This is a genomic window from Candidatus Binatota bacterium (genome assembly GCA_012960245.1).
In the GTDB taxonomy this organism is placed as follows: domain Bacteria; phylum Desulfobacterota; class Binatia; order UBA1149; family UBA1149; genus UBA1149.
On the sequence record DUBO01000014.1, the window covers coordinates 67,361 to 80,154 of the forward strand.

Consider the following 12,794-nt stretch of genomic DNA (forward strand, 5'->3'; position numbering starts at 1 on the left):
TGGGTCAGGCGATCATGTCACCTATATTACGAAGTTTTTCGAGTACGTCGTCGGGCAACACCGGCGGCGGCTTTCCTACCGCGTGCGAGCCCAGTATGACCTCGCAGCTGCGTTCTATAACCGACGCCATGTCGGCCGCCCGCCTGAGGCTACGGCCGGCGACCAGCAGACCGTGGTTGACCAGCATAACGGCCCAGCTGTCTTTCATGGCCTCGGCCACCGCGTCGGCGAGTTCAACGGTGCCCGGCATGATGAAGGGCACCCGCGGTATCTCGCCAAAAAACGCAGCCTCGGTAGACACGGGCACGAAGGGCAAGCCGCTGTTGGCCAGCACCGTGGCGTTGGCCGCGTGGCAGTGTATGACCGCTTCGGCCTCCGGCTTCACCCGGTAGACCACCGCGTGCATGAGGCGCTCGCTTGACGGCGAACGGGCACCCGAATCCACGGGATCGCCGTCGAGATCGATGCGCACCAGCTGCGAAAGATCCAGCTTGCCCTTGAAAGACTGGCTGGGGGTAATCCAGAGTTCATCGGCACCCGCGCTCACCCTCGTGGTCACGTTGCCGCCGGTGGCCGTGATCAGGCCGCTCGCGTAAAGCTCGTCCACCACCTCGCACAGTGCCGTGGCTGCCTCGCCGCCGTCAGCTCCCAGATCCGCGGTTCCACTTCCATGGCTTCGGCCGTTTTCCGCCGTCGTCGGGACGGCCAGGGCCGACAGGTCGCCCAGGTCGCCGGCTTCCTCGCGCGCGGCCTTGTAAGTGGCCGCCAGCAGGGGCTCGAGGTGCTGCAGGGTCATCGCCTTGCCGGCGTCACCGGTAAAAGACAGGCGGCCGTCCATGGCAGCCTCCATGGCGTTGAGTTCGCCACCGAACATTCCGTCGAATATGGCAGCGCCCATGCTCAAGCGCACGTCGGCTCCTCCCACAATGGCCCCCAGGCCCGCGCTCGCGCCATCGGCCGCAAGCTGCAGGTGAAAGGTCAGGGCGAGGTCATGCAACTCGAACTGCATCGTGACCTGGTTGTTCTCGGCCTCGGCTGCCAACTCTTCGCTGGCAGAAACAGCCCTTCCCCAGGCCTCCAACTGTCTGCTCATACCCTCGCGTAGATCGGCAGCGGCGGCGGACAGCTCGGCCGCTTTATCGTCTTCTTCAACGGCGGCGTCTTCAACGACGGCGTCATCGGCGCCAGGCTTCTCACGCTGGAGATCAGAAACCGCCGGACCAGCCTTTGCGAGCAAGCCTGCTATTTCTTCATCGCCCGGTTCACGACGGTCGGCCGACCAATCAAAGTCGGCCAGGACCTCGGGGTTCAAGCAGTGCCGCGGCGCTGAGCCTGCCGCCATGAGTTCGAGTTCGTCGGCGATGATGCGACCCTGGTGCACGGCGATCTCGGCCGTGTTGCCGCCGAGGTGGGGAGTCGCAATGACGTTGGCCATGGCCAGCAACGGATGGTCGGAAGCCGGCGGCTCCTCGGCAAACACATCGAGCCCCGCGCCGCCAAGCCTCCCGTCGCGCAGCGCTTCCACCAGCGCCTCTTCGTCGACGAGAGCCGCCCGCGCCGTGTTGATCAGCATCGCACCCGGCTTCATGGCCGCTAGTCGCTCGGCGTTTATCATTCCGCGGGTCTGGTCATTGACCGCAGCGTGCAGGCTCACCACGTCCGAGCGCTCCAGCAGCTCTTCGAGGCCCAACAGCTCGGCATCGTGGCGGGCCGCCTCCATGGCGTCCACTGCCGGGTCGGACACGAGCACGCGACAGCCGAAACCGCGCAGCCGCCGCGCGACCTCGCGCCCTACCGCCCCCAGGCCCACCAGTCCGACGGTCAGGTTCCACAGCTCTACGCCGCGGAACAGGCTGAAGGCCTGCCCCATGCGACCCATGTCGCCCGCCACCGAGCCCGGTTGCCTGAGGAAATCGCCACCCGCGGCGCTGCAACGGGCCAGCGACAACATGAATGACACCGCCAGGTCGGCCACGGCTACAGCGTTGCGTCCCGGCGCGTTGAGCACCGGTACGCCAAAAGCGCTGCAGGCATCGAGATCGATGTTGACCGGATCGTTACGACAGCTCACCACCACCCTCAGGCCCGGCGTGTCACGCAGTACCGTGGCATCGACAAGGTCGACCTCGGTTACAAAAACATCGTGATCGCCAAGCGCGTCTACCAGGGCAGCGCCGGTGAGCAGTCGCATGCTGCTGCGAAAATCCGAGTACTCCAGCTCTCCCAACCGCGCCAGGCGGGCAAGCGATTCCTCGTCAAACTGGGCGGTGACCAGGAGGCTGGGCGTCAACTTCTTCTTGCGCGCCACGCCCGCCGCCTCGCCGGCCTCGAGCATGGCAGTAGTCAGCGCGCCCACGGCATCGCCATCCGCCGCCGGTGCTTGCTCGCTACGGCCCTTCCACCTGCCATAGACCTGCAGCATGGTCGCGACTTCCGCTCTCTCGGCCACCACGGTCGCGGCCAGCGGAGCAGCCTGGGCGGTTTCGGCCAGGTCGGTAAATACCCCGACCCCTGCGCCCGCACACAGCGCCGCGCCCATGGCTCCCGATTCGCAAGCACTGGCCGCGTGCACGGGGAGGTCGGTGACCTGGGCCAGCAGTTCGGGCCAGAGGCTGCTGCGCAACATGCCACCCGAGACCCTCAACAGTTCGGGTTGGTTGTGACTCAGGTCACACACGCGCTCGGCGTTGGCCCGCACACCGCAGGCCATACCCTCTACGAGAGCGCGTGCCACGTCGCGCCTCGGATCATCGCCGGGAACGCCCACCAGGTGACTCAGCAGCAGTTCTCCGACGGGCAGGCCAGGTGATTTCCAGTCGATGAGGTGGGCGCCCAGGCTCGACTGCATACCGCGTGCGCCGGCAACAGAAGCAGCCGCCTCGGCAAACAATCGTTCCACGGGCCTCGGCGAATCAGCGAAGAGCAGGCGCGCGGCCCACTCCAGGGATTCACCCATCGGACCGCCGTTGCTCTCGAGCACCCACAGGCCCGGCACCGCGTGGTGCGAAGTCCATAGCGCACCGTCGGGGTCAGTGACCGGCACGTCCATCACCAACTGAACGGGCAGCGAGCTGCCCGTGACAGCACACAACTCGCCGGCCTCGACGCAGGCCGCGGCCAGCAAGGCCGACTGCGAGTCGGCGGCTCCCACGGCCACAGTGGTGCCCTCGGCCAGCCCCAGCTTCTCGGCGGCCAGTGGACCCAGCTCGCCCAGCTGCGAGCCAGCGTCGAGAGGATCGGGGAAAATATCGCGGGGAATCCCCAGCCTCCCTATCCAGTCCGCACACCAGCCACGCTGGTTAAGCGAGAACAGTAGAGTTTCGCTCGCCTGCGAGGCCTCGTAGCCCGCGTTGCCGGTCATCCAGAAACCCAACCAGTCACTGGCCGACAACACGTGGGCGGTTTGTTCAATCAGCGCAGGCTGCGCCTTCAGCAGCTGCAGCAGACGCGGTCCGGGTTGTATCGCGGTCGGCCAGTGGCCGGTCACCCCCAGCAGCTCTGCGCCGTGCTGCTCCCCCAGCTCCATGGCTTCGAGCGCCGCGCGCGCGTCACGATTCGAAGCCGCCAGCAATACCTCGCCGGTCGAGTCGACAAGAACCATGGCGTGACGCGTAGCCGTGGCCGCAACCGCCACTACATCGTCGGGCCCGGCCCCTGCCTCGGCCAGCGCCGCCCGCACGGCCTCGCCCATGCGATCGATTACGAGCCCGGTGTCCAGCTCCACCTGCAATCCGGCGCCACCCTCCACCACCACGGGCGGGCAAGGGCGCGACGCCCCGTGAACGCGACCGCTCTCGGGGTCGAACAACAGGCAGCGCACACCGCCTCCGCCCATGTCCAATCCTGCCAGGTAACGTCCGCCCACGATCAGCTCTCCCGCCCTGTCTCAAAAACCACCGGCAGCGCCGACGGCGCCCGAAAAACCTGTCCGCTCACGAAGACCTCGCCCGCCGAGGGATCCAGCGCGAGTCCGGGAAGGCGGTCGAGCACGGCGTTGAGCAACACGTGGGTCTCCATTCGGGCCAGGTGTATTCCCAGGCAAGCGTGGGTGCCGAAGGCAAAACCCAGGTGCTGTTTGAACTTGCGCGTCACGTCGAAACGATCGGGATCTTCAAAGCGCTTGGGGTCGCGATTGGCTGCCGCCATGTTGACGTGCACCACCGCGCCGGCCGGAATCTCGACACCCTGCACGGTAACGTCGGCCGTGGTCATGCGCATTATACCGGTCAACGGGGGATCCCAACGCACGCCCTCCTCTATAGCGTGGGGCAGCAGGTCTCGGTTGGCCCTGAGCAATTCGAGCTGGTCGGGGTTGTTGAGCAGCCCGCACAGCAGGTTGCTCGACGACCGGTAGGTGGTCTCGGCACCGGCCGGAGCGAGCAGCCGGAGGAAGGAATAGATGAGCTCGTCTTCGAGACGCTCGCCTTCCACCTCGGCGCTTGCCAGCACGCTGATGATGTCGTCGCCAGGCTCAGCCCTCCTGCCCCGTAGCAGGTCGGCAAAGAGATCGCGCAGCGATTGCGACGCCCGCAGCGCGCCGTCGTAGTCTATGGTGACGCTGACCAGCTCCACGGCCAATCGGTGAAAATCACGGAGACGATCAGCCGGCACACCCATCATTCCGGCGATCACCGTTACCGGGAACGGAAACGTCAGCTCACGCACCAGGTCGGCGCTGCCGCGCTCTGCGAAACCGTCGATCAAGCCGTTGATCGTTTCGGCCACCAACCCCGTCTCCCAGGATTCCAGGGCGCGGCGACTGAAGGCCTGGCTGAGCAGTTTACGGTGAACCGTGTGATCGGGCGGGTCCATCTCCAGTATGGTGCGACCGAGTACCGGTCCCATCGTGATGGCGTAACCGCTGGAGGTAAAGTTACGCGAGTCGGCGAGGATGTCGTGAACGGCATCGTAGCTCACGGCCGACCAGATCTTGAAACCCTCGGGTGCCTTGTGCCCCCCGGACATGAACTCCTGGTCGCCGGTCCATTCACGCGGGTCGACTTCGAGTACCGGCCCCATCCTGCGCAACTCCGCCCAGCGGGTGTAGGGGTCGCGCACGGTACCGACCCCCTGGGCCTTGTTAAAGCGTTCGAAGGCGTCTGGCCCTGTTTCTTGGTTTGGCTTGGTCACTTGCTTCTCCCTGGCTTTGGAGGCCGTTCGGCCCGCGCCGGTCTTGTTCTCACCGCGAGCCCGGTCCCCATCAACCGCCTGGCGGTCCTCAGTACCTCGTGACGATGGGCTTCTACCTGCGCCGGTTCAAGGGGGTCAAAGTCGCCCGAAGGCATGAGCGCCGGCATTGCTACGAACAAGAACAGCGTGGCACCGGCGACACTGGCCACCATGTGAGCCGGATCCACGTCGATGCGCGACAACAACGGGTCGCCCGAGTTCTCGGACGCGAAACGCTCGACAATTTTTTGTGCCTCGCCCCTGTGCTCGACCATACCGGGCAGGCCATCGCCGCCGGCATCGGCCAACTCGCGCAGTAACACCCGCGCAAAGGTCGGTCGCGCGGCCACGAAATCCACCCAGCCCACCACCGCTGCCTCCAGCCTCTCAACAACGTCGCCTGGACCGAACAACGCCGACTCGAGGCCCACGGCGTACTCGGCAAACATGTCCGCGAGCACGGTGTGGTAGAGCTCTCTCTTGTCGCGGAAGTAGTAAACGATAGAGGCCCGGCGGATACCCACCTCACTGGCAACATCTTCCAGGCGCGCACGGTCGAAGCCCTGCTCGGCAAAAACGCGTTCGGCTGCCTGCAGTATGGCGACGCGGGTGCTGTTGCCCCGCTCACTGGAAGGAAGGACGGCCACCACACTTTCTACCTGCGCGCAGGTAGATTTGTCAAGCCCCGCCCCGCCCGGCCTTGAAAAGATCCTGTAATTGCCCGACTAGAGCCGATTTTTTGATCTTTCCGCTGTCGGTCATGGGCAGCTCGTTTTCACCGAGAAAAAAGATCTGCCGGGGTAGCTTGTAGGCTGAAAGCTCGTCGCGCAGGGCTGCCAGCAACTGCTCGCCGTCGAGCTCCACGCCCTGCTTGAGCAACACGACAGCCGCGACAGTCTGCCCCCGGTCGGGGTCGGGCAGGCCCACCACGTGCGCCGCCTTCACCCCGTCCACGGCCTCGAGCAGCACTTCCACCTCGCGCGGTGACACGTTGGCGCCACCTGTCTTGATCACGTCGCCCAGGCGGCCCTCGAAAAACAAGTGGCCCTGCTCGTTGAAGCTGCCGCCGTCACCGGTGTGGTACCAGCCCGCCTCATCGAACACGCTATCGCGCTGCTGCTTGTACAAACCCTGCATGAGGCTGTAGCCGCGAACGCAGATCTCCCCAGCCTCGCCCGCGCTCTTTTCACCCGCGCTCCTGTCGTTCATGCCGGCCAGCTCGAGACCGCTGTCGGGGTCGACCAGCTTGTGCTCGAGCCCGGGCACCGGGCAACCGAACGACCCCCGCAGGCTATCGGGCAGGTCAACTGTCATGTCGTACATAGTGTGCGGCCCGCCGGTCTCGGTCATGCCCAGCGAGTTGGCCCTCAGCTCAGGATCCTCGGGCGCGACCCCCGGGGGCAACAGGTCGTAGACGTTGCCACCGCGAAGCGAGGAAAGATCCCTGCCGGCAAAACTCTCGTGGTCGGCCATGGCCTTGCCGTAATGCGGCCAGCCGGTGACGAAGGTCGCCCGCTCATGTTCGAGCAGGTCGAGAGTGCGCCCGGGTTCAAAACTCTCCTCGCAGAGCAGGCAGGAGCCCGCGTGCATGGCCGCCAGCAGCGCAAATACGAAGCCGCCTACCCAGAAGAACGGCATGGGCGAGTACAGCCTGTCGTCGGCCCGCAGCCCACGAAACGTGTTGAGATTGAACGCGTGCAGCAACAGTGAGCCCTGGCCGTGCACCGCACCCTTGGGATCGGCCGTGCTGCCCGAACTGTAGACCACGAGCATCGGGTCGCTTGTTTCTACGCTGTCCTCCACGCGGCTGAGAAACCCTTCGTCCTGTTCGGGGACATCGCCCGATTCGGCCAGTTCTTCGACAGCGCCCGCCAACCACTTCCGGCGCCCGTCACCCCAGGCGTATACCCTGCGCAACATCGGCAACTCGGGAAGCAACAGCAGCTCTGCGTTTTCGGCCGCGGTGAGCGAGGGCGCCGCCTCCTCGAGTCGAGCCAGGTAGTCGTGGCCGAGAAAGGAATCTACGCAGAGCAACAACTGCACGTCGGCGTGGCGAAGCATCCAGCCCAACTCGCGGGCCTTCGAAAAAGTATTGAGCGGCACCAGCAGGGCTCCCAGCCTCGCCACGGCCAACCAGGCCACCACCCACGCGGGTCCGTTGGGCGCCAGCAGGCCCACCCTGCTGCCCTTGCCAACCCCGGCAGCCAACAGGCCCCGCGCCAGGCGAGCCGACTCGCGCTCGGCCTCGAGATAGCCAAGACGGCTATCGGCCGTAACCACGAAGTCACGCTGCCCGTGCAAGCTGACCTGCCGACGCAGAAAAGCCGGCACGGTTGCCTTGAAGTCCAGCACCGGGATCTCACCGCTTGAATACATAAAAAACCTGCTCCCCGCCCCTATGCACTTGCACCATGTGCGACCACCGATATAGCTTCGCGCACGGGTATCCGTCAAATCGATGGTTAGAGGAGCCCCGAAACAAGCAGATGGAATTCGCGTGGAGCAAGGAAGACCAGGGGTTCAGGAAGGACCTGGTGGCATTTCTCGAAAGCGAGCTACCCGACGACTGGCAGGAGATTTCGCGCGAAGGGCCGGGTAGCGACGCCCAGGCCGAGTTCTCACTTGGGTTCTGCGCGGCGCTGGCCGCGCGTGGTTGGCTCACGCCCCACTGGCCGACCGAGTACGGGGGCAAATCTGCCACCTCGTGGAGTCACGCCGTGCTGGGTGAAGAGTTGTGGTCACGCGGAGAGCCCCGCGGCCCGCAGTACATGAACGTCAACTGGATCGGCCCCACGATAATGGAGCACGGCAGCGATGAGCAGAAGGCGCTGCACCTGCCCGCCATAAGCGAGGGCCGGGTGCTGTGGTGCCAGGGCTTCTCCGAACCCGAAGCGGGCAGCGACCTGGTCGCGCTGCGCACATCGGCGGTAGCCGACGGCGACGACTACGTCATCAACGGCAGCAAGATCTGGACGTCCTACGCCAACCACGCCGACTACTGTTTTCTCCTCGTGCGCAGTGACCCCGAGTCGAGCCGCCACCACGGCCTGTCGGTCATCCTGCTCCCCATGGACAGCGAGGGCATAGAGATACGCGAGATACCGTCGGTGGTTGGCAAGCGTTACTTCCACGAGCTCTTCTTCACCGACGTGCGCGTGCCGAGGAGCTGCCTGCTCGGCGAGGAAGGCGAGGGCTGGAAAACCGTGAGCTATTCGTTGCAGTACGAACGAGTGGGCGCACCGCGCTACGCGCGTGCCACGGTTACCCTCGACCGGCTGGCCGGGCTTGCCAGGCAAAAAGGCCTGCTCGACGATCCCACCGTGGCCGAGAAGCTCGGCCGGGCCCGGGCCGCCTGCGAAGCCGCGCGAGTGCTCAGCTACAGGGTAATAGACCAACGCGCGCACGGTCTGCCGCCCAGCGCCGACACCAACGTGGCACGCATAGCGGGCACCCGGGTGGACAAGCTGGTGGGCGACCTCGCCCTCGAACTCACCGGCAGCTCGGGCCTCGAGGCGGGGACCTTTGCCAACGCTAATTTCAAACTAGCCATGACCGCCGGTGTCGCCGTGGGCGCCACCGAGGTACAGCTCAACCTCGTGGCCAGCCGCTTGCTGGGCCTGCCCCGCGAGTAGACCGCCGAGCTGGCAAAAGAACGCTGGACACAGAAACGAGCAATACGATGGATTTTGAACTGAACCCGGAACAGGGAGCCCTGCTCGACGCCGCCGAAACCTTGCTCACACGCTCGGCGGGAACCGCGCGGGCCGAGCAACTGGCGGCGCTTTCCGACGCCGGCGAGCAGTCGGCTGATGGCTACGACCACGAGCTCGAACGCGCTCTCAACGACGCGGGTTTTACCGGCGTTGCGCTGGTCGACGGCATGGGGCCCCTCGAGGCCACCCTGCTCACCAGCGCCATTGCTCGGCAGGCCGGCTGCGTGAGCTTCGGCGCCAACGCCATCGTGGCCGCCCAACTGCTCGGGCGCACCATAGATGGCCCGGTCGCGCTGGCCGACACCGCCCTGCCCGGCCCCGTACGCTTTGCGGCCCAGGCAGTGTGCCTGCTGGTGGCCGACGGAGAACAGCTGCGAATAATCGAAACGCCGGCTGCCGGCCTGACCGATGTGGACAGCAATTTTGGCTACCCGATGGCCACCCTACCTGCCGAGCTACTGGCGGCCGGCGACATCGTGGAAGGTGTAAGCGCCCATCGCATGCGCGCCTGGTGGCAGCTCGCCGCCTCGGCCGAGGCCGTCGGCTGCATGCAGGCTGCGCTGTCGTTTACCATTGATTACCTGAAAAACCGCCGCCAGTTCGGTCGCAGTATAGCCTCATTCCAGGCCGTCCAGCACCGCCTGGCCAACTGCGCGGTGATGGTAGAATCGGCGCGCTGGCTCTGCGCGGAAACCGCCTCGCGCAATGCGCCAGGCGAAGCCGCCGCCGCGACCGCTACCCACACCATGGAAGCTGCCACGCTGTTGTTCGACGACACCCACCAGCTGAGCGGAGCCATCGGCTTTACCACCGAGCACGCGCTGCACCACTGGACCATGCGATTGCAGACCCTCAAGCTCGAACTGGGCGGCGCCGGCGCCCACGCGCGCAGCCTGGCCAGGCTTCGCTGGACGGACGCCGAGGGCTGAGACAAGTCGTGGCCATAGATTTCGACTTCGACCCCGTCGAGCAGGCCATGGCCGACAGCGTGGCCGCGTTCTGCCACGACCGCGTTGACGCGGAGCTGCTCAGGGTCGCCGCCGACGAGTTCCCCTTGCCGCTGTGGAAGGACATGGCGGCGCTCGGGATACTCGAACTTGCCTGCCCCGACAGCGGAGGTAGCGCCTCGGCGCTGTGCGCTGTCAGCGAACAACTCGGCCGGGCTGCTTTTCCGGGACCGCTTGCCGCCTGCGTGCTGGGTGCCGCCGTACTCGACAAAAAAGAACGAGCAGGAATCATTGCCGGCAAGGAGCTGGTGTCGCTGGCCGAGCCGCCCCTGCTTCCCTGGGGACCGCTGGCGACCCACTTCCTGGTCGTAGAAGACGGGGTCGTCCTGCGGGCCGACGCGCCCCCCGACATGCAGACCAGCAGCACGCTGGGCGGCGAGCCCTGGGGTCGCGCGGCGATCGAGGGCAACGCCGCGCTTGCCGACAGCGATCGCGGGCTGGGCCTGTACCTGCTCACGCTAGCGGCCTGGCAGGCCGCCGCCGGCCGACGGTTGGTTGAAATGGCTGCCGAGCACGCCTCAACCCGGCAGCAGTTCGGACGCCCCATAGCATCGTTCCAGGCGGTGGCGCACCCCCTGGCCGACAGCGTCATACGACTGGACGCCTCGACTGCGCTGGCACGCTCGGCGGCATTCGCCCTGGACACCGGGGCCGACGACGCGATGGTCGCGCTGCTGCGTGCGCGCGCTTCGGCCGACCGGGCGGCAGTTGCCGCGGCCCGGACCTGTCACCAGGTCTTCGGCGCGCTGGGGGTCAGTCTCGAAGGGCCCGTGTTCAACTACTCGCGACGCATGCTGCAAGCGGCCTCATTGCCGCCCAATGCCGGCTGGACAATGCGGCGGCTCGCCGAAGCGGCCGGGCTGCCTCCGACAAGCCTCGCGGACGCGGCGGGATGATAAAAGCATGACGGTAAAATACGGCATAGACCTGGACGCACCGATGGACGGGCTGCTCTATGAAAAAGCTGGCGGAGTTGCCCGCCTGACCATCAACCGGCCCGAACGAGCCAACTCGTTGACGCCCGCGATGCAGCACATGTTCAGGGCAGCGTGGGAGGACCTGCGCGACGATGACTCGGTACGCGTGGCCATAATTTCGGCAGCCGGTGACCGCCACTTCTGCACCGGCTTCGATGTCGGCGAAGCCGAGGGTGACCAGGGCGACGATGTCTTCCGCGACGCGCCACTGGCCGAGTCGGTGTTCTGGTCGCCGCGACAGAACGACGTCTGGAAACCGGTCATCTGCGTGGTCAACGGCCTGTGCGTGGGCGGCGGCCTTCACTTCGTCGTGGACGCCGACATCACGGTGGCCACGCGTAACGCTGCCTTTCTCGACGCCCACGTCAACGTGGGCATGGTAGGCGCGCTCGAAAATATAGGCCTGGCCAGGCGGCTGCCCCTGGGCACGGCGCTGAGGATGACGCTGGTGGGGCGCGACTACCGCCTGTCGGCCGAACGCGCGTGGCAGCTGGGCCTGGTCGACGAACTGGCCGACGACCGTGCCGCCGCCCATACGATCGCCAACACGATGGCGACCTCGATGCTCGCCAACTCGCCCGCCGCCATGTACGCGTCCAAGCGCGCGCTGTGGCAGTCGATGGAAATGGGTTACACCGAGGCTCTCGAATCGGGCTGGGACCTTCTGCGCGCACACTGGAAGCACCCTGATTTCAAGGAAGGCCCGAGGGCCTTTACCGACAAGCGCCCGCCGCGCTGGAACCCCGACCCTTCGGCCTCGTCTGACGATGACGGCAAGCCGAGCGGAGACGAGGACTGATGGAGCTCTCTTTCACCGCCGAGCAGGAAAACTTCCGCGCCGAACTGCGTGAGTTTCTTACTGACTGGAGTGAGCTCGAGGGTTTCCTGCTGCAGGGAACCAAGTGGAAGCAAGTCAGCCAGTTGTTCAAGGCAATGGCCGGCCGGGGTTGGCTGTCAATGTCCTGGCCACGGCAATACGGCGGCCTGGAGCGCGGACCAGCCTGGGAGTACCTGCTCTGGGACGAGATGGCGCGGGCACGCGCGGCGCGCAATCCCCTGTCTGCCGGTATCGTCGCGCGCACGCTGATACGCCACGGCAGCGAGGAACAGAAAACCCAATGGCTGCCGGCCATCCGCAGCAGCGAGCTGCACTTTGCACTCGGCTATTCAGAGCCCGAAGCCGGCAGCGACCTTGCCAGCCTGCGGTGCAAGGCCACACCCCGAAAAGACGGATACGTGATCGAAGGGCAGAAATGCTGGCAGTCCTACGCCGACGACATGGACTGCCTGTGGCTGCTCGCGCGCACGGGTGAGCAGGATGACCGGGCCCGCGGGCTGAGCCTGTTCATCGTCGACCTTGACGCGCCGGGTGTAAGCGTGAAGCCCATCCCCATAATGGACGGCGACTCTCTCAACGAAATTTTTCTTGACGGCGTCCACGTCACTGCTGATCGCCGGGTCGGCCCCGAAAACGGGGCCTGGGCCATAATGGGCGAAGCCCTGGCCGACGAACGCCACATACAGTTTCCCCCCGGCCGCCTGCAGCGCGACCTGGCCGAGGCAATTGATTGGTTCAGTTCCCGCGGACTCGCCGACGACCCCCTGGTCAGACACCGCGTGGCCGAGCTTTCGCTGCTGGTAGAAGAAGCGCGCGTACACGCACTGCGCGTGCTGGCGCTGATGGAAAAGGGACAGCCTGCTGGCGTAGAAGCGGCGGCCAACAAGGTGGCACACACCGATGCCTGCCAGGCCATAGCCCGTGCGCTGGTTGAACTGGGTGGTCCCGAAGCGCTGCTGCACGGCAGCCGACCCGAATTGCTCTACCTGGTATCAACCTGGGAAAGCATAGGTGGGGGTAGCTCAGAAATAATGAGGGGTATCGTCGCCAGGCAGGGCCTGGGACTCGGTCTCTAGAGCGCGGGCGTAAA

The 12,794-nt window shown here is 65.9% G+C and carries 9 protein-coding genes; 5 read left to right on the top strand and 4 right to left on the bottom strand.

All coding sequences use genetic code 11. From position 1 onward, the window contains the following. Positions 1-4: 4 nt before the first annotated feature. The 4 genes from EYQ35_02525 to EYQ35_02540 are packed head-to-tail and all read right to left on the bottom strand — an operon-like array spanning position 5 to position 7,545. A complete protein-coding gene (locus EYQ35_02525; protein HIF63018.1) occupies positions 5-3,865 on the bottom strand; it encodes a hypothetical protein in 3,861 nt (1,286 codons plus the stop codon). 2 nt (positions 3,866-3,867) lie between these two features. Further along, the gene (locus EYQ35_02530; GenBank protein HIF63019.1) at positions 3,868-5,130 is read right to left on the bottom strand and encodes a cytochrome P450; all 1,263 of its coding nucleotides are present in this window, start codon (positions 5,128-5,130) and stop codon (positions 3,868-3,870) included. After that, complete coding sequence (locus tag EYQ35_02535; GenBank protein ID HIF63020.1) at positions 5,127-5,879, bottom strand: TetR/AcrR family transcriptional regulator; 753 nt, start codon at positions 5,877-5,879, stop codon at positions 5,127-5,129. The genes EYQ35_02530 and EYQ35_02535 overlap by 4 nt, the downstream gene beginning before the upstream one ends. Further along, entirely contained in the window at positions 5,848-7,545 is a 1,698-nt protein-coding gene (locus EYQ35_02540; GenBank protein ID HIF63021.1) for a long-chain fatty acid--CoA ligase, read from the bottom strand. Before EYQ35_02540 ends, EYQ35_02535 begins: the two co-directional genes overlap by 32 nt. A gap of 110 nt (positions 7,546-7,655) precedes the next feature. On the opposite strand from EYQ35_02540, the gene EYQ35_02545 reads away from it, so the two are divergent. From EYQ35_02545 to EYQ35_02565, 5 genes are read left to right on the top strand one after another with little or no spacing between them, the layout of a single operon-like run. After that, on the top strand, positions 7,656-8,801 hold the full coding sequence (locus tag EYQ35_02545) for an acyl-CoA dehydrogenase (protein ID HIF63022.1): 1,146 nt from the start codon (positions 7,656-7,658) through the stop codon (positions 8,799-8,801). A gap of 47 nt (positions 8,802-8,848) precedes the next feature. Then, the gene (locus EYQ35_02550) at positions 8,849-9,811 is read left to right on the top strand and encodes an acyl-CoA dehydrogenase (protein HIF63023.1); all 963 of its coding nucleotides are present in this window, start codon (positions 8,849-8,851) and stop codon (positions 9,809-9,811) included. Positions 9,812-9,819: 8 nt separating this feature from the next. Further along, positions 9,820-10,785 carry an acyl-CoA dehydrogenase gene (locus EYQ35_02555; protein HIF63024.1) on the top strand — a complete coding sequence of 322 codons (966 nt, stop codon included), beginning with the start codon at positions 9,820-9,822 and terminating at the stop codon, positions 10,783-10,785. Between the two features lie 43 nt (positions 10,786-10,828). After that, a complete protein-coding gene (locus EYQ35_02560; protein ID HIF63025.1) occupies positions 10,829-11,665 on the top strand; it encodes an enoyl-CoA hydratase/isomerase family protein in 837 nt (278 codons plus the stop codon). Further along, the gene (locus EYQ35_02565) at positions 11,665-12,780 is read left to right on the top strand and encodes a pilus assembly protein CpaD (protein HIF63026.1); all 1,116 of its coding nucleotides are present in this window, start codon (positions 11,665-11,667) and stop codon (positions 12,778-12,780) included. Before EYQ35_02560 ends, EYQ35_02565 begins: the two co-directional genes overlap by 1 nt. Positions 12,781-12,794 lie beyond the last annotated feature (14 nt).